This window comes from Paenibacillus sp. Y568 (assembly GCF_059445545.1).
In genome coordinates this window covers 81,179-99,352 of record NZ_JCAIUM010000012.1, presented here as the reverse complement: position 1 = coordinate 99,352, position 18,174 = coordinate 81,179, and the positions used below count along the sequence as shown (strand labels likewise).

Here is an 18,174-nt window from a genome sequence, read left to right as displayed (position 1 = left end):
TGATAGAATGTGTTCCTATTGTAGAACGAACATTCAGTATAAAAGGTTAAAGTATATCACATCAAGAGAAAACGATATTTCGGGGGATTATTTATATGACATTATTATTAAGAAATAGGGGCGCACTATTGCTCCTGATGGTTAACATTTTTCTAGTTTTTACAGGTATCGGTTTAGTTGTACCCATCATGCCTACTTATATGACGGAACTACATATTAGTGGAAGTATTATTGGAATGCTTGTTGCAGCATTTTCGTTAACACAATTATTGTTCTCGCCAATGGCTGGTAGAATATCAGATACATGGGGACGGAAAAAAATTATTGTGTTAGGGATGATTATCTTTGCATTATCCGAATGGTTATTTGGATCGGTTAGTTCGACTTATTTACTTTTTTTAGCTAGATTTCTTGGGGGAATCGGGGCAGCGTGCATTATGCCAGCAGTCATGGCATATACCGCCGATGTTACTTCAGATGAAGAACGGGCTAAAGGGATGGGCTTCATTACGGCAGCTATTACAACGGGGTTCATCATCGGTCCAGGGATCGGAGGAATTTTAGCCGAGTATGGTATACGAGTTCCTTTCTATGCAGCAGCTATAGCAGGTGCTGTAGCAGCATTAGTTACTGCACTTATTTTACCTGAATCCTTACCAGCAGACAAACGTAAGAAAGTCATAAAGACAGATAAAAGAGAAAGCCTTTCTGTTCAGTTGTTACATTCCTATAAAGAACCTTACTTTTTAAGTTTAATCATTGTATTTGTTGCATCTTTCGGGTTAGCGAACTATGAGACTGTTTTTGGTCTGTTTGTTGATCACAAGTTCGGTTTCACACCCAAAGATATCGCCTATATTATTACGTTTGGGTCCATATCTGGTGCTGTTGTACAAGCGACCGTATTCGGATGGATATTGAATCGATTTGGAGAGAAGAATGTAATCTCCTTTAGCTTGATTATGTCAAGCATATTCGTACTCTTAACTCTTTTTGTACACAAGTATTGGTTGATTGTTGTAGTTACGTTTATTGTCTTCTTAGCAATGGATGTATTACGTCCAGCTATAAGCACACAAATGTCTAAAGTTGCCCCTGAACAACAAGGGTATGTAGCGGGTCTGAACTCGGCTTATACAAGTCTTGGGAATATTGCTGGACCTATCGTTGCAGGATTTTTATTCGACTTAGATATTAATTTTCCTTATGTATCAGCCGCGATTGTCTTAATGTTATGTTTCGTATTATCGTTGAAAGGAAGAAGAGGTAGAGTATCTGAATCCACTAGTTAACTTTCGTAATCTTTAGTGGTCAACGTTATGAAATGGAGGAGAATAATTGAGATCATTGAATAAATTCATCAAATTATGCATTGCGGTTGTCTTGATATTCATCATTATATATCTGGGATCGCTTGTGGATTTCATCTTTACACCTTTGCTCTCGTTGATGAGTATTATTATGATTCCATTAATGTTAGCCACCTTTTGTTATTACCTATTACGCCCGCTAGTGAATAAGTTGGAACGTCCAAAACTAAATAGGTCATTGGTTATTCTAATTATTTATTTAGTGTTTGCTATCCTAATCACCATATTTATTATTGTAGTGTTTCCATTATTACGTACTCAATTTTACAATTTAGTAAATAATGCTCCGAATTTGCTAATTTCTTTTGGTAATAAGTTAGAAGAATTAGAACAGAATGGATTTCTAGCATCGATACTTCCAAAGGATACAAGTCCTTTAACTCAGTTGACTGAATATCTGAACAAAGGATTCTCGCTATTGTCTAATTACGTGGCAGGCATGTTTTCTTTCGTTTCCAATTTCGCAGTCATTATATTGACCTTTCCGATTCTTCTGTTCTACATGTTGAAAGAGGGAGACAAGTTTGGACGGAAAATAGTAAGTTTCATGCCCAAGCGTTTTCGTGATGAAGGTCGTAAAGTTATGAAAGATATTGATCATGCCCTTAGTGGATTCATCGTGGGTAGGGTTGTCGTCAATGTAGCGCTTGGTGTTCTAATGTATATTGGATTCCTTATTATTGGTCTACCGTATGCGCTTCTGTTGACAGTGATATCTGTTATTATGAACTTCATACCATTCATTGGAGCAATTCTCTCTGCGATCCCGATTGTCATTATTGGCTTGATTGAATCACCTTCAGTTGCGATCTGGTCGTTAGTGGTGATCTTAGTTGCACAACAAGTTCAGGATAATTTAATATCACCGTATATTTTTGGTAAACAGTTAGATATTCATCCTCTGACGACGATTATCCTAGTCATGGTTGCTAGTGATGCTTTCGGTATTATTGGTATGATCGTCATTATTCCCGTATATATGATTGTCAAAATCATCGTTGTGAAGTTGTATGAGCTTTTCGTTAAACAGAAGTGGGAAGATGCTTAAACCAGTTGATAGGATATTTAGGTTGTTCGAGTAATAACTTTAATATTAGAGAGGGGAAGTCGCATAAGCGGCTTCTCTTCTTTGGTGTTGGGATAATTAACGGCTAAAATGTGAAATGAACAAGATCATAAGTCTTCTATAGGCTACATATAAATAGATAGAAAACATAAGTTGTGTGACGGACACGACGGACTGTTCGATCGATAAAGTGATAGCAATAGACTAATGCATCATTCTATATCGTTCGTTGTTCTATCATTTAGAAATTGAAATTACTGAAATGGGGAATTTATTCATGGCAAAGACAAAACGTGGACATGCACTTTGGACTCTACCATCACGAGGACGTGGCACATGCCCAATCTGCCATAGTACGCGAATTAAGCTGCTTTATCCAAGAGTAACAACAGCGGGAACATCGATTAAGGTGTGTAAGCGTTGCGACAAGGTGTCACAAGCGAAAGTAGATGCATCAACAAAGTGAAATCCTGCTGTAGGATACCCGTTGTGCTAAATGGTTCATGCATTTAGTGCAACGAGGTATCTTTTTTTTTGAGTATTTTCGTAAAAAATTGAGATTAATAATCCATTAACCACGTTAATCAGATATACTAAACATAAGCTTGGTGCAGCAACGATTGCTTCCACAGGTATAACAAGACGTTTTTATAAAGACTCCACGCACATACACATGAGGGTCCATTGAGGGTTCCCATCCGATAATTAATACATCTTCTGACCCAAGGCATCGCTCATGCGATGTCTTATTGTGCCCCGTACACGACCACGTTTCCCAATAACCTTACTACTATCTACTGGTCACATCGCTGTTCCTAGCAAATTTAGTTCCTTTCATAGATATGGTTGGCTGTTATAATGTGTGTAGGATGAAACGGTTAGGAAGAAGGTTACTACATGTATCTGGAATTTCACGAAAATGAATATAAGTTGATTGCAGAGAGCCTAGAGATAGAATTGTTACCTAAGGAATTTGCTCTCCTTCAGTTTCTACATCGAAATAGGGGACTTGTGTTTAGCCGAGACCAACTTTTAGAGAAAGTGTGGCCACTAGAATATCCCGTAGAGCGAACGGTCGATGATCATGTTTATCGTCTGCGCAAAAAGCTAGGAGCTCTGAAAAGATTGGAACTTAAGACAGTTCGAGGCATCGGGTATAGTCTGTGCGTACAAGATTATACCGCAATGAAGTTAGCCAATCCAACAATAAAGGATACAGAACTGCACGAGACAATGATGGAAGTGTTAGGGAAATACCATCGATATGGTCAAGGGTATTCGATGCTGACTCTTGCCCGCCAGCAGGACATACTGGGCTATGAGATGGACCCATTCTATTCAATATGTATTCATTTTGTACAAGGTGATTTGGAGTGGCTGTTGAATACGGATGAGGTGGGATTTGATGAAAGATTGTACTGGTTACTGCTGTTTTATATGTACAGCGGTGATCCCAAGACAAAGCTATCTTTCTGTGAACATATACTTAAGAGCAATCTATTATCTGCTTCCCAGCACAAGGAGTTGGAGATTCTTAATATACTAGATTTATATACGCTTACAGGAGAAACGAACAAGGCCTTGGAACGTTTAAAGTTGACACATGAAGTTATCGTCGAACCAGGATATGAGTATTTCATCCCAGTAACAGCCATCACAGAGATGTTTGTTCATATCGTGGATGGAGCTCCGAACGAAGAATTAGAACAGATAGCAAAGCGAATTGATGCGCTGTTGCTGGTTAATCCCTTTTTACGAGAAATCGGTAGTTACAATGTGGTGAAGGGATTGTGGAATTTGCGGAGCAAGGCATGGAAAGAAGCAGAGAGCCTGTTAGACGAGGGTCTTCAGGTACTGGTTATGTCTGGGTTCGTACCTATGCTTCTGTGTGCGTTGCACCGTATTGTATACTATTGCAATAGGATCCCTTGCAAGGAATCCTTAAACCGTAAGTACATAAGGATGTTGGAAGAAGAACAAGAGAGATTAGGGTTGAATCGACTGGCACAACCCTTGGAAAGGACACTGCAAAAGGTTCTGACTACCCTCTGACAATCCTCTGACAATCCTCCGTTATAGTACAAATATGAGCTGTATACGCTTATAATTCGTAACTTTAGAGGAATGAATGATGAATGCTTCAAGAGAGGTAGGAACAAGCCTGCTTCATAACAAAATGTACATGCGCATATATAGCGCATTCGCCACAGCTACCTTTGGAGATTGGTTCGACGTGTTGGCCATTCAAGTGCTTGTTGGGTATCGCTGGCAAGTTAGTCCGCTAATGCTGGCACTGATTCCGGTATCCATGGCGCTACCTGGCATTTTACTTGGTTCTGTTGCAGGCGTGGCTGCTGACAGACTAAATAAGTTGAATCTCATGCGCATTTACGATCTACTCACCGCGATCCTGACCTTATTGGTATTGTTTGCTCCCAATATGCAATGGCTGCTTCCGTTGCTAATGCTACGAGCGGCTATTTCGACCTTAAATATACCGGCTCAGCAATCATTAACCCGTAGCATTGTTCATGAAGATCAATTACTTCAAGCAACCTCGCTGAACGGACTCGTTAATCAAGGATCTAAGATCGCTGGACCATTACTGGGTGGCTTCGCACTATCTATGCTTACGCCGCAGTGGTGTATTCTGCTAAATAGTGGCTTGCGCGTATGTTCTTTTTTGTTGTTACTTACCGTTAAGAATATGCAGTCTGGGAACGAGGCTCATGCAGCCGGAGCACAAGAGGAGCGGGTTCCACTGGGCACAATGTGGAGAGAGGGCTGGAGTTTTATATTTCGTAGTAAGCTATTACTGAACATGATGCTCTATGGACTCATTAGCATACTTGCTATTCAGATGATTGATTTTCAATTCACCAGTCTTTTTCGGCTAATTGCTCCGAATAATGAATCCCTACTGGGCTGGATGGTGGCAGCATCCGGTATTGGAGCTGTGATCACGATTATGGCTATGAATAAGACGAATCGAGAAACGGGTTATGGTCGGCGTATGGGTAGTGCGGATATACTAATCGGCATAGCTGTTGGAGGACTAGGGCTACTTCAGTTGGGAGTTACGGTGATCCCTGTACTTCTGTTGGGATTTATATTGGGTGCAGGCAACGGGATCTCTATCATTACTTTTAATTATTGTCTACAAAAAGAAACACCTCCACATATGACGGGACGCGTGTTTGGGATTCAGAGTACGATGATGAGTGCTGTGATGATAGGAGCGCCACTAGTGGGAGGCCTGTTCGTTCAGCATTCCGGTCCTGCCCGTATCTTTTTGATTCTTGGCTTGGTGATTACCCTGATCGGCGTGGGAGGGATCCTGTTTCGTCGAGCGTTATGGCCTGAGTCCAAGAAACTTAGTGTAACTAGTACGGAACTGCCAGCAGTAGAGTAAGTAGTGGAGGAAATTGGAGCAAAACAAAGGGGCGCACATCATGTATACGTGATGTGCGCCCCTTTTATCTGTTTATTCGTTATTTCTCTGTCGCCGTTAACTTGATATCGTCGTAATATAACGTTGTAAGACCTTCAAATCCAGAATCGGTTCCTATAAGTAGGAATAACTCACCATTGGCATTGGTCGTGACCGTAGCGGTGTGACTGAAATTCTTGCGTTGGTAACCTTCTTTATCGGAGTCTGGCTTTGTGATGTTTCCCAATACTTTTGCATCTGCGCCACCCATGGATTGATTGCCTTTGTCGATGTTCATACGGTAGTATAGCCCACTGCCATCATCCAATTGAACTGCCATAGGCTCCTTGTTGAGCACTGCTGCCTTCACATACACGGACTCGCTTGGGGCACCCCCGATACCAAATGAACCACCAGCTACGCTAGTATACATACTGAAATCAAGCTTGACATGATACTCGGTATTCGGAGTAAGGTTCTCGACCTTTTTAATGAGGAACATGAATAGATCATCACTTCGATTAGATCCTTTGAGTTTAAGACCATAATTCGTTTTATTGTCGCCATCAATGGGCAGAAGCTCTCTGGTGTGTTGTAATTCGTAAATATCTTTGTTGTAATCGACCGGAAGGTCCGCAAAATCTCCTTCCCAGCCTTCTGTTTCAGTATTGAAGTCATAGTTGAAATGAAGGCTATCGCTGTTTTCGATATTTTTAGAAATGGTAATGGTGTTTGGCGAGGGGATCCACTCCACCGTTGCTCCCATAAGAGAGGCAATACTTTTGGCGGGAACCAACAGATTTCCTTGTACCAACCTAATGCTTGCTGGAAGTTCAACCTGTTCACCATTTTCATTCACCGCAAACGTCGTGTTAACTCTCATTTTCAACTGCCCGAAAGGTTGTCCTGTTAATGTTACCGTTTGGTTAGCTTGATCCCAGTTGACGGCTGCACCAAGTGATTGGGCCAAAGCTCGAAGAGGAACCATGGAGTTGCCTTGAAGAATATAGGGAGTAATAGGCAAGGAATGTTGTCCCGATCCATTCGTATATGCATGTTGGTTAATTTGAAACTGTACGGTGTCTAACGCGGGCGCCGCTTGTGTTTGTGGAACATGTACGGTAGAAGATAATACGACAACCATTAAACTGACTATTCCTATTTTCTTGTTGAACACAGATTTGCACCACCTTTAGTTAATATACATTTAAGACGGTAATGGTTACAAAAAGGTTGCAAACGCTTTCCTGATGGAAGTCAGAGTCAGACCTGATTCTTACCCTTGGAAAGATTTATTTAACATATTCTCTACCTTGAATGGTATGGATTATTTATCCATAATTGAAATAAGAAACAAGTTCATAGTTTAGGGAGGAACATATTTATGGCGAAAACAAAACGTGGACATGCGCTATGGAACTTACCATCTCGTGGTCGCGGTACATGCCCAGTCTGTAAGAGCACACGAATTAAGCTACTCTATCCAAGAACCACAAGTGATGGGACGGGTGTAAAGGTATGTAAACGCTGCGACAAGGCGCCGCAAGCAAAAGTGGATGCTATTATTCATTCGTAGTAAATAGACTGTCCGAGTATATCATTCTACAATAAACCACTTAATCAGCAGAATATTCTGTTGGTTAAGTGGTTTTTTACATTTACTATTATCGTTAATCAATACAAATTACGCGCGTCTGACGATAACTTCTAACTGAAATTCGGCAGCCCCATTCCTCGAGCCCTGGGAAGAAGCCGTAATGGCCTTGCATCGAAGGGTGAAATTACAAGAGCTACGCGGGCTCTTTGTATTTTCTGTTCTCCAGTGGCGATAGGATTTCCTCATAACGAATCCCATCACTCCATCTTCTTACATAGCGCACCTTTTACCAACCGACCTTTTCCAGATTCATCAACTCTTATATTATCAGACTTTCAGAATGGTCTCAGCCTGTGTTAATTTAGACATTTCTACACTAGCCTTCCATAGAGAACTACAATTATCATTGTTATACGAAAGATTGGAAGATTTAATTTGTTTCTTGCCTTCGCAATATTTTGCTGTAGTCTGGTCAAGTTGACTATCGGTTACCAAATTGGCTAATGCATTTCCTGACTTGCGTACGGTATTCACATTCGGATAAAACAAAGTTAAAACAGGCAAAACATAGTTCCAAACCAACTTCATAATAGGAGTATAACTTTGAGCGAGGCCCGTTCCTGGCATCATTCCCGGATCGAAAGCATTGACGGTGATTTTTTTATCCGTGTCGTGTTTTATTCTGCGGGATAGCTCGTAGGTGAAATATAAGTTACATAGCTTGGAAGTTGTGTAGCGTCGTCGGCCAATAAGAGTGATTACTTCGTTTGCATTAGTTGGGTTAGGAAAGGCCAATGTTTGAGGATTTAAGAATATAGGTTCTGGCATACCTGTTTTTTTCAATGGATCATGGGTTCCGCTGCTGACAATCACGATTCGGCCTTCAGGTATCATTTGTTCAAGTAATAAATTAGCCAGGAGAAAATGTCCAAGGTGATTTACGCCAAAGGTGCTTTCAAACCCGTCCTTCGTGTAATGTGTATCATCAATAAATTGTACACCTGCATTGTATACAAGTGCATATAAGGGCGGGAGATCCATTTTGGACAAATTTCCAATGAAATTTCTAACGGATTCCAAAGATGAAAGATCCAATTCCATGGAGGTTATGTTGTTGTTTTGGGTTTCTTGTATAAGGGAATTTACAGCTTGTTTGGCTTTAGCCGCATTGCGGCAAGGTAGAACAACATAATAGTTGTTGTCAGATTTAGCAATCTGTTTAGCACATTCATAGCCTAATCCCGTATTTCCGCCTGTTATAATAACCGTTTGATGTTGTTCTGAACTCAATTCATACACTCTCCTTAGGATCTTGGTTATGGTTAGTAAAAGGATGTTTAGTTTGTTGACACTGTCAACATGAATTGAGTATAACCTCATTACGTTGACTTTGTCAACATAGTGGGGTAGAATTTTTATGTAAGGAAAATGAATCTATTTCACAAGAGGGATATATGAAAAATAATAACGATACCAAACAAAAGCTGATTCAGGTCACAAGGGAAATCATTGACCAGCAAGGAATCGATGCCATCAATATGCGTGATCTCGGCCAAAAAATAAACTTGTCCCGAAGTGCATTGTACAGACATTTCAAAAATAAGGATGACTTGCTGGCGGCCATTGTAGCCGAAAATTTCGAATTACTGAATAGTAGTATTCGCCAATTAAGCGACAACACGAACGAACCACGATCGTTTTTGAATGCAATTTTGCTTACTTATTATGATTTTGGCATTAACAATCCAGAGCATTATCAATTGATGTTCCGTAAGCAATGGGATAAAGAAATGTATCCGGAAATTGCTCAATCCGCTTTTGTTATATTTACGGTAGTAGAGAAGTGTCTGGAAAAGGCAGGGAATATCCGAAAATCCTCAAATCAGTCCACTGCAATCATGTACGCGTTTATTCATGGTCTGGTGGAACTGAATATATCAGAGCACTCTGAATCTGAGAAAGGATTGGATAGTTCCACCCAGCTGATCGATTCTTTTCTAGATCTGATATTTATGAATGAATGATAAAGGCCGCAAGCATATTTCACATATGCTTGCGGCCTTTTGATTGTGTCAGCTGCTTAGTTATCGGATTAGATGGGTGGAAGATGGAGGTGAAAGTGTAGATTAGTTTTTCAACATATGAAAATTTCACAATAGATTACAGAATTTATCTATCTAGTCACAACAATATTAGCAACATAACCGCTGTGTCTATATTAATAAAGATCAAATCATATCTGTATTTCGTATACGTATGTTGGGGAACTTCTTTTTTTGACGTTATTTGGTTTGCAAACGGAATGTGACATTGTGACGAGAAACACAATTGGGTTGAGAGGGCTATGGTATTTTTGGTACATGAAAAAAGAAAGGGATGGGGAGAATGCTCGTTCGGCAAGATCGAGATTATAATCAGTCACCGTTCATTGTGATCTGGGAAGTAACGCGGGCGTGTGCCCTGAAATGTTTACACTGCCGAGCAGAAGCTCAATATAGAGCAGACCCGCACCAGCTTTCTTTGACGGAAGGCAAACGCCTGATCGACGATATAGCAAATTTGGATAGTCCGCTGTTGGTTTTTACTGGTGGGGATCCGCTCATGAGACCGGATCTGTTTGAATTGATCCAATATGCAACGGAAGAGAAAAAGCTTACAGTATCCATGACACCTAGCGCCACGCCACGGGTAACGGAAGTTGCGATCCGCAAGGCGAAAGAAGCGGGCTTGTCCCGGTGGGCTTTTAGTTTAGACGGCTCAACGGCGGAAATTCACGATCATTTCCGGGGAACAAAAGGTTCCTACGAAATGACGATGAGAGGGATCGAATATCTAAAGGATTTGCAGCTGCCAATCCAAATCAATACGACTGTTTCCAAGTACAATATCGACGATTTGGCAAATATCGCGGAAAAGGCGAGGGAAATGAACGCGGTGCTGTGGAGCGTTTTCTTTCTGGTGCCTACAGGCCGAGGGATGGAGAAAGATATGATTTCGCCTGCAGAGCATGAGCAGGTGATGAAATGGATGGCGGAGTTGCAAGGCCAGATGCCGTACGGCGTAAAAGCAACGGAAGCTCCACACTACCGAAGAGTCTTTCTCCAGCAGAAGAAAGCTATGATGGGAGCAAGTAGAAACGCGGGAATGCCTATAGCGGGAGCGGGAGAAAAACCCCTGAAACGGGAGGATCTGCTGGGACGGGCGCCCAAAGGGGTTAATGATGGAGACGGCTTTGTGTTTATCAGTCACATTGGCGAAGTTTATCCTAGCGGCTTTTTGCCTATTGTCTGCGGTAATGTACGGGAGCAATCCTTGGTGGATATTTACCGTAATTCGCTGGTTATGCGGGAATTGCGCAACAAATCTCTGCTTAAGGGCAAATGTGGCGTGTGCGATTTCAAAGAACTTTGCGGAGGTTCACGGTCGCGAGCTTATGCCCTTACGGGGGACTATCTGGAAAGTGATTCGTATTGCGAATACATCCCGCAGGCGATGGCTAGTGATTTGACAGGTGCCGAGTCCCAATAGAAGCATGAATAACCGAAAAACAAGCTGTCGAATGACATTCCGGAGTGATTCTGGGCCATGTTCATTACGCAGCTTGTTCCTGTTATTCGATATTTCGAGCTTTCTCATTCGGCGGCATAGGGTCTGGGAGAGCATCCTCAATTGTATGAATCATGACGAGGTTCGCATCTTCTTCCATGTTTAATGATATTTAACGTACAAGAAAACGGGGGTTGTTCGTTTTGGAAAAACGAATTGTGATAGCCGGCGGCGGTATTAGTGGTTTGAGCGCTGCGTATTATGTGAATAAATGGTGTCAATCAATGGATATTCATGCCAACATTATTTTGGTGGAAAAAAGCAATGCCTTGGGCGGAAAAATTCGCACATCACGTAAAGATGGCTATGTCATTGAACAGGGACCGGATTCATTCTTAGGTAGGAAACTTCCGATTATTCGGCTTATCCATGAACTGGGGATGGAAAGCGAATTAGTGGGAACCGACCCGGCGGCAAAAAGTAATTACATTCTGCATGACGGGAAACTGGCGAAAATGCCAAAGGGACTCTCTTACGGCATTCCGACTGAAGTCGGGCCGTTTATCAAAACCGGACTGATTTCCATGAAAGGGAAGATCAGGGCGGCAGGGGATCTGTTCCTTCCCCGCAAGCGGGAAGCCGGAGACGAAGCGTTGGGTTCTTTTATTAGCAGAAGATTGGGCAGCGAGGTGCTGGACCGGTTGGTGGAGCCTCTTCTGGCCGGAATATACGCAGGAGATACCGAGTCTTTAAGCTTGCTGTCAACGTTTCCGCAGTTTTCCGAAATGGAGCAAAAGTACCGCAGCCTGATACTCGGGATGCTCGCCCAGAAAAAGGTACCCCGGAAAACGCATGCTGCTCCACTCCCCTTTGAACTTCCGCCCATCGTACAAAAAAGTTTCTTCCTTTCTTTTCGCAACGGGCTTTCTTCCTTAGTAGAACGTTTGGAGCAGGAGCTGGTAGCATCCAGTGTGCAAATTCAGAAAGGGTGTGGGGTACGAAAAATTTTGCGAGAAGCGGATGAATACCGCATCACGCTAGAGGACGGCCAATCCTTAGTGGCAGACGGCGTTATTCTTGCGTTGCCTGCTTATGAAAGTTACAAACTACTTGGGGGATTGCCCGAGGCCGACGGGCTGGAGAAGACCCCCTATGTGACGGTAGCCAATGTCGTATTCGGATATCAGAAAGATGCGCTTGATATAGATTTGAAAGGCTCTGGTTTCGTTGTTCCGCGAAGCGAAGGTCGTTTCATTACCGCATCCACCTGGGTATCCTCCAAATGGCCCCATACCGCACCGCAGGACAAGGTGCTTCTAAGGGGATATATTGGACGTTTAGGTGCTGAAGCTCCGGTGGATTGGAGCGATAGCCAATTGGCGGACGGCGTTCAACAGGAGTTGAAAGCCATCATGGGCATTGAAGCCCAACCTGAATTTGCACTTACGACTCGATGGAATAGTGCCATGCCGCAATATACGGTTGGGCATTTGGAACGGGTCCACAATCTGCGGGTGGCGCTAGAAAAGCAGTATCCGCAACTTTTGGTTTGTGGATCGGGGTATGACGGCGTTGGCATTCCCGATTGTATCGGCCAGGGGGAAAAAGTTGCTCGGCAATTGGCGACAAGCTTTCACCATTAAGGGTAAAAGGAACTGAAACACACCAAACCTTGTATTCCTCCTTTGAAGGATCATGAACACGAATTCAGGTGAAATGTAATTCTCAACTATATTTAAACATCACAAGACTCGTTAAACTTTTTGTTGATTCAAATTAGTAGGAGATTCAGAGTGTTGATATTTGAATGAACAAGTTAATTGAGTCAACTACTATAATCCAATTGAATATTTGTTGCTATTCCTTGGACACAACAAAAAAAGGGCCGGATTCCTCAATCTAGAGGAATTCCGGCCTTTTGATTGTGTCAGTTACTTAGTAGAGGAGGGGCATTGAATCGATTATTTCGAAATTACTTGTATATTTAATTGCTTCGTGATAATAATCAACGCCAATTTTAGTGGTTCAAAATAATAGTTATTCTGACATGAGTGTTATAATAGAGGATTACATAACATGAGGGCTTTCTAAACAAACATGATAGGATGAGATGAAGATAGAGTTGCGAAATAATATTTCAACATATGAAAAATTCACAATAGAAAATAAAATGAATCTAGCCACACACAAAATTAGCATCATAATGCTGTACTTATACAGAAAAAGGATCAAAACATAAACCATATTCAAGAGAAATACAACATAAAAAAGAGTAGACCTACCCAAAAGCAAAGGGCGTCTACTCTGATGTTTTGCTAACGTATATCTCAAATGATTCTGAGAGAAATCGAGTATTTAAGGATTACTTCGGCGGGTGATGCAATGATATTTTTGAAAGTACACTTAGGTTTTAGAGAGGTGGTATAACCTGTTCCTATGCTAGCTCTTCAACAATAGAGTTAATCGCAAAAAGGGAATGAATGTTGCCGTCAGGATCTGCAAAGAATCCCGTGGTTTGCCCCCAATCCATTGACTTCGGCTCTGTAATCGATGTGGCTCCCTTTGAGATAATTTCCTGGTATATTCTATAGACATCATCTGGCGTTTCACATTGAAAATTAAGTTCAAAGGCTTGACCGTTACTTTGTTCAATAAAGGAATAATGACTGTTCGTATTATCTGCCATTAATGGCTTGGAGCAAATCGCAAAACGAACCCCGTTATTTTCAAATTCAACATAATGTCCTTCATCAGTAATGATATTAAAACCCAGAACGTCACGATAAAAACTAGCCAACCGCGAGACATCATTCGACAATATGGTAATACCCTCTAATTGAACTCTCATCTTTACAACTCTCCTTTACTATCGTTAGAATCGACGCCTTAAAAGTATTACTTATAACATCACGATCTTCCAAACCTCATCCGCTAAAGTGGTTGAATTGAAACCTGTTAGCAGCACCGCTTAATTTCGAGAATACCACGAATGGATGCCACTTTATAGTACCTTTCCAGGCTACAAATAAATAATGAATGGGGGATATATGAATAGGTGAGTATTTGTGCAAAAAAAGAGATTCAACATTCGAGATTTGACAGATGAATTTTAAATCTCTAAAAAAGAACCGTACTAAGTGATTTGCTCGTCTCGCCCGTGATAACCTGCCATAGCCATTAAACCTGCTTGCACTTGTGATCGAAGTTGTATCTACGATATTCATTCATAACACTGTGCAAGAGGAAATCATATGTGCGACCCGGGCGTTCACGACGCCAGCCATTAAACCTACTTGCGATTGTGATCGAAGTTGTAGTGATCGTCAAATTAGGAATTACACCGTTTGGTTTGGATTTGGGTTAGGATTCGGTTCCAGGACTGGGCCTGATTCCGGATCCGGATCCGGATTTGGTGTTGGGTTTGGACTTGGTGTTGGGTTTGGACTTGGTGTTGGATTTGGATTTGGTGTTGGATTTGGACTTGGTGTTGGATTTGGTGTTGGACTTGGTGTCGGATTTGGTGTTGGATTTGGTGTTGGATTTGGTGTTGGATTTGGTGTTGGTGTTGGTGTTGGTGTTGGATTTGGTGTTGGTGTTGGTGTTGGGTTTGGTGTTGGGTTTGGTGTCGTTGATTGTCCGTTAACAGCCTTCACTTTAGAATAGTCATTGCCATTCACGAAAAACGATGTAGGGGTTACTCCCGATGGAACGATCAGATTAGTGATAGAAGTGGAGGCTCCCAGAACAAGCTGAGAATTGACTCCAGTTGTCTGAAGTGTTCCGAGCAACCCCTGTACATTCAGGTTAACAACCCCTGCATTATCGTTTACGATCGTTCGCCCTATGTTCACCAAGCCGGAAAAGGCTGTGTTGTTTAGGTTAATTAGCGAAGGGGCAAGGGTATCTTTATTATCGATGATCAGCGTACCGATTGGCGTTTGACTTGAATATTCCACGGCAACGCCACGTTGAATGGTGAGTGTATCAAGCGTAGTGGACGTATCGGCGCTGAGTTCGGTATTCACCGCCGCCGTAACTGTGCCAGTTATGTTTTCAACAGTAAGTTGCAAAGGGCTCGAATCTGTAGCTGAATTGCCAACGGTTGTGGAGTTTGTACCAGTGCCTGCGGCGGCAATCGATGCTGTCCAAAATGCAAGACCTGCCGAATCTGGTTGTCTTCCAAATAGATTCTGGTACATGGTGTCAACGATTTGGGCGGTACTATCTTCGAATTGAGCTTCATATTCCAGACTAGCTGGGAAAGCCTGAAAGCTGTTTAAAACCGCAATATCGACAGGATGATCAATAGTGAGACCTTTCCAAAATTCAAGGCCTTCGATATCGGCGGGACGACCAAAGTATGCAATATAAAGTTGTTGGGCGACGGATATGTAATCTGTCGCTGCTACGGTGCTGACTGCTACCATTGATTTGAAGTTCGATTGGGACGTTATGTCTGCACTGATATCAACCGTTTTCAAGGATGTGTTATCAGCCACAGTGCTGACTGCTACCATTGACTTGAAGCCTGATTGGGACATCTTGTTCGTACTGGTAGTAATTTTTTTATAGGATGTGTTATCTGCCACGGTGCGAACTTCTCCCGTTGACTTGGAGTTTGATTGGGACGTTATGTCCGCACTGATATCAACTTTTTTCACTAGAGCGCTGTTAAATAAATTTAGTTGGCCGAGATTGCTATGCTCGAACCATATATTTGTAACCTGTGATTTGGGACGATCGTTATCTTTTAGGAAAACTGTTTTGCCTTGAACGAGCACATTGAAGGCAAAGAAATCCGACTGAACGGCCGGGGTCAAATTTAAATCCTCTTTAACTTCCAAGTGGGCCAACGCAACCTGATTGGAGCTCACGATTACGGTTCCGTTGACGGTGTTGCCTTTGGCATCAAATATGATAGGTGCATTCATTCCAGTTAATGCGTCTTTGTATCCGATAATCAGCCCTTCAACAGACGTTATCGTATCTCCAACATAGGTGAACTGGATCGCCGCATTGTGCAAAGCAACGTTATTCGATGCTTGAAAAATACCTTGAACCGATGCGCCCGCGCGATAGGTCTGCCCGTCAATTTTAATTGTGCCGTCAGTGCCAATGTCTTGAATGATGGACGGACTGAAGAAGGAGCGATAAAGCAGAGTTATCCCTTCGGCCAGCACAATGTTTGCGTTTGGAGCGAAATTATCCTTCGATTTCCCAGACGCAATACCCGCTTTTGTCAAGGCGCCTACTGCGCCAGCATACCAGATTTTCTGCGGTACATCACGAAATTGGCTGCTGACTTGCGGCTCTGGCTTCAGCTTCTTGGCCGTAGCAATCAAGCTCGCCACTTCAGCTCTTGTAATTTTAGAGTTCGGACGGAACGTACCGTCTTTGTAACCCTTTGTTAGCCCAGCATCATAGAGGGCGGTAACATACCCGGTTAATGTGGTTCCAGCAGGCATATCCTTAAACTTTGAGGCGCTTTTGGAGGGGGACATATCTAGTGAGATCGCAAGATACTTAGCGAAATCACCGCGTGTCATAACAAGCTGGGGACTCAGCTTATCTCCTTGCTTTGGATTGAGGATTTCCAGCATAACCCAAGTGTTAACCGCCTCTGCGTACCATGCTGTAGCTGGAACATCTGAATAGCGTTGTTGGTTCAAAGATTGGGTAGAAGTAGCAGATCCCGTTTGGTTTACCTGCGGTTGCGGAGATTCGGCCGCCACGCTAAATGGAGAGCAGGTGGTCAACAATAGCAACGCAACGAGTGCAATATACAGCCATTTTGTACGTTTAATAGTAAATAACATGAGTAATCTCCTTTTTGGTCGTCCAATTAATGAAAATACAATTATCTGTTTGCAAGAACATTGATAGCTCCTCATCTGATCACGGTATTATATAAATGAAGGAGACTATTGCGATAGACCTGATAAGCTAAGCTAATTCTTGTTCATGATCGTTAATCAACCTACCTTTTAGTTATTTTTTGTGTTACTTACCAAGTATCCTTTATCATCCTATCATTATTTAAATCCTCATATCTTAATGAAATCTTAATAAAATTCTTATGGAATTTATATGGATATCCATAATTCACAGCAACACATGGATGGATCTAACAATGGTGTGGTTTCCCTTTAAATGTTCATACGGATATATAGCGGGTGTTGACTTTTGGACATAAAAAAACATCGCACCGAGGTTTGCCAGAAGTAACAGCATCCTCCGATTAAAATGGACATTGCACAAATCGCTGATGTCTTACTCCAACCAAAACTCTGGCAATATGCGGTGCCTTTAGGCCGATAAACGCACGCGATGCTTCGGATTTTGCCGTGGATTTTACTAAGGTTGATATGGGATCATGTTTTTCAATGGCATTGAGGTAGGGATTTCCTCATTAATTTTTACCGTTGTCATGTTTGTGGTATCTTATTTCCTATCGGTGTATGTGCATAAGAATAAGGGATTTTAATACTCTAAGCGCTGGGCGAAAATTTAAACAGGAAGTCACTCTTGATCTTTTTTAGGAGAAGTAAGAGAATTAGTTAGATTCCAGAGGTGGCATCACTTTATTTGGATATACGGGGAATGTTGAGGAGTAGCGCGTTGTTGTCTGCAGAAAGGGAGATTCTCCCGGAGTGGTGTGGTGCTTGAGTAATGTCTATTTTGATCGCAATAAATGAAAATCAGCTTGGCTTGAATAGAATCGTAAGTGGTAACCTGTGTGTAGACAAAAAAAGAAGCTCCTGAAGCTCTAATGAACCTTTTGGAAATATACGTTAACAAGAAAGAGGTTAGAAATGACTTATTCTCAGATCTGGAACAATTCAGGAACTGAAGCTGATATTCACTATTTGGAACAACAGATTCAGACTGTCAAAAAAGAAATGAAACGAGCAGAAGCCGCTGGGCTTCAAGAAGTATTGGATCAAGAGAATCGTAAGTTGGCTGAACTGGAAGCAAAACTTGATGAGCTTGAGGATTAGGGTTAGCCACCCCTTCGTAATCAATTACAAGCTCACTGGGTATTATAGAATTTGTTCTCTATGTGTAACGGATGGAGATATTATGTTGATTGGCAGAAAGTATAACGAGGCTGAGAATCAATACGTAATATGATTGTAATCGACAGCGAGATTCCGCTATCGATTAG

14 protein-coding genes are annotated in these 18,174 nt (G+C 42.0%); 10 read left to right on the top strand and 4 right to left on the bottom strand.

Going from position 1 to position 18,174, the window contains the following annotated elements; translation table 11 throughout:
• Nucleotides 1–95 precede the first annotated feature (95 nt).
• From AC1D7X_RS17435 to AC1D7X_RS17415, 5 genes are all read left to right on the top strand, one after another.
• Entirely contained in the window at nt 96–1,292 is a 1,197-nt protein-coding gene (locus AC1D7X_RS17435; protein WP_495457586.1) for an MFS transporter, read from the top strand.
• 46 nt (nt 1,293–1,338) lie between these two features.
• Nucleotides 1,339–2,418: an AI-2E family transporter gene (locus tag AC1D7X_RS17430; protein WP_495457587.1), complete on the top strand. Its 1,080-nt coding sequence runs from the start codon at nt 1,339–1,341 to the stop codon at nt 2,416–2,418.
• Between the two features lie 295 nt (nt 2,419–2,713).
• Entirely contained in the window at nt 2,714–2,902 is a 189-nt protein-coding gene (locus AC1D7X_RS17425) for a hypothetical protein (protein WP_495457588.1), read from the top strand.
• Between the two features lie 431 nt (nt 2,903–3,333).
• On the top strand, nt 3,334–4,488 hold the full coding sequence (locus tag AC1D7X_RS17420) for a winged helix-turn-helix domain-containing protein (protein ID WP_495475765.1): 1,155 nt from the start codon (nt 3,334–3,336) through the stop codon (nt 4,486–4,488).
• Nucleotides 4,489–4,564: 76 nt separating this feature from the next.
• On the top strand, nt 4,565–5,848 hold the full coding sequence (locus AC1D7X_RS17415; RefSeq protein WP_495457590.1) for an MFS transporter: 1,284 nt from the start codon (nt 4,565–4,567) through the stop codon (nt 5,846–5,848).
• 79 nt (nt 5,849–5,927) lie between these two features.
• On the opposite strand, the gene AC1D7X_RS17410 is transcribed toward AC1D7X_RS17415, so the two are convergent.
• Nucleotides 5,928–7,043, bottom strand: a complete 1,116-nt coding sequence (locus AC1D7X_RS17410; protein ID WP_495457591.1) for a copper amine oxidase N-terminal domain-containing protein — start codon at nt 7,041–7,043, stop codon at nt 5,928–5,930.
• A gap of 207 nt (nt 7,044–7,250) precedes the next feature.
• Here AC1D7X_RS17410 and AC1D7X_RS17405 point away from each other — a divergent pair, with 207 nt between their 5' ends.
• A complete protein-coding gene (locus AC1D7X_RS17405) occupies nt 7,251–7,442 on the top strand; it encodes a hypothetical protein (RefSeq protein ID WP_495457592.1) in 192 nt (63 codons plus the stop codon).
• A 348-nt stretch (nt 7,443–7,790) separates the two neighbouring features.
• Here the strand turns inward: AC1D7X_RS17405 and AC1D7X_RS17400 are convergent, their stop codons facing one another.
• Entirely contained in the window at nt 7,791–8,753 is a 963-nt protein-coding gene (locus AC1D7X_RS17400; RefSeq protein ID WP_495457593.1) for an SDR family NAD(P)-dependent oxidoreductase, read from the bottom strand.
• 164 nt (nt 8,754–8,917) lie between these two features.
• Between AC1D7X_RS17400 and AC1D7X_RS17395 the strand changes: the two genes are divergently transcribed.
• From AC1D7X_RS17395 to hemG, 3 genes are all read left to right on the top strand, one after another.
• Nucleotides 8,918–9,487, top strand: coding sequence for a TetR/AcrR family transcriptional regulator (locus tag AC1D7X_RS17395; RefSeq protein WP_495457594.1), 570 nt, complete (start codon nt 8,918–8,920; stop codon nt 9,485–9,487).
• Between the two features lie 361 nt (nt 9,488–9,848).
• Entirely contained in the window at nt 9,849–10,991 is a 1,143-nt protein-coding gene (locus AC1D7X_RS17390) for a TIGR04053 family radical SAM/SPASM domain-containing protein (protein ID WP_495475764.1), read from the top strand.
• 221 nt (nt 10,992–11,212) lie between these two features.
• Entirely contained in the window at nt 11,213–12,652 is a 1,440-nt protein-coding gene (gene hemG / locus AC1D7X_RS17385; protein ID WP_495475763.1) for a protoporphyrinogen oxidase, read from the top strand.
• A gap of 791 nt (nt 12,653–13,443) precedes the next feature.
• Here the strand turns inward: hemG and AC1D7X_RS17380 are convergent.
• Together AC1D7X_RS17380 and AC1D7X_RS17375 are read right to left on the bottom strand one after the other, a co-directional pair.
• A complete protein-coding gene (locus tag AC1D7X_RS17380; RefSeq protein WP_495457597.1) occupies nt 13,444–13,857 on the bottom strand; it encodes a VOC family protein in 414 nt (137 codons plus the stop codon).
• Between the two features lie 487 nt (nt 13,858–14,344).
• Nucleotides 14,345–16,825, bottom strand: coding sequence for an S-layer homology domain-containing protein (locus AC1D7X_RS17375; RefSeq protein ID WP_495475762.1), 2,481 nt, complete (start codon nt 16,823–16,825; stop codon nt 14,345–14,347).
• A gap of 996 nt (nt 16,826–17,821) precedes the next feature.
• Here AC1D7X_RS17375 and AC1D7X_RS17370 point away from each other — a divergent pair.
• Nucleotides 17,822–18,007, top strand: a complete 186-nt coding sequence (locus AC1D7X_RS17370) for a hypothetical protein (protein WP_495457599.1) — start codon at nt 17,822–17,824, stop codon at nt 18,005–18,007.
• Nucleotides 18,008–18,174: the final 167 nt, after the last annotated feature.

What these genes read in the sequence shown, in the direction of transcription:
- AC1D7X_RS17435 (WP_495457586.1), top strand. Translation starts at nt 96, where the DNA reads ATGACATTATTATTAAGAAATAGGGGCGCACTATTGCTCCTGATGGTT.
- AC1D7X_RS17425 (WP_495457588.1), top strand. Translation starts at nt 2,714, where the DNA reads ATGGCAAAGACAAAACGTGGACATGCACTTTGGACTCTACCATCACGA.
- AC1D7X_RS17420 (WP_495475765.1), top strand. Translation starts at nt 3,334, where the DNA reads ATGTATCTGGAATTTCACGAAAATGAATATAAGTTGATTGCAGAGAGC.
- AC1D7X_RS17415 (WP_495457590.1), top strand. Translation starts at nt 4,565, where the DNA reads ATGATGAATGCTTCAAGAGAGGTAGGAACAAGCCTGCTTCATAACAAA.
- AC1D7X_RS17405 (WP_495457592.1), top strand. Translation starts at nt 7,251, where the DNA reads ATGGCGAAAACAAAACGTGGACATGCGCTATGGAACTTACCATCTCGT.
- AC1D7X_RS17395 (WP_495457594.1), top strand. Translation starts at nt 8,918, where the DNA reads ATGAAAAATAATAACGATACCAAACAAAAGCTGATTCAGGTCACAAGG.
- AC1D7X_RS17390 (WP_495475764.1), top strand. Translation starts at nt 9,849, where the DNA reads ATGCTCGTTCGGCAAGATCGAGATTATAATCAGTCACCGTTCATTGTG.
- AC1D7X_RS17380 (WP_495457597.1), bottom strand. Translation starts at nt 13,857, where the DNA reads ATGAGAGTTCAATTAGAGGGTATTACCATATTGTCGAATGATGTCTCG.
- AC1D7X_RS17375 (WP_495475762.1), bottom strand. Translation starts at nt 16,825, where the DNA reads ATGTTATTTACTATTAAACGTACAAAATGGCTGTATATTGCACTCGTT.
- AC1D7X_RS17370 (WP_495457599.1), top strand. Translation starts at nt 17,822, where the DNA reads ATGACTTATTCTCAGATCTGGAACAATTCAGGAACTGAAGCTGATATT.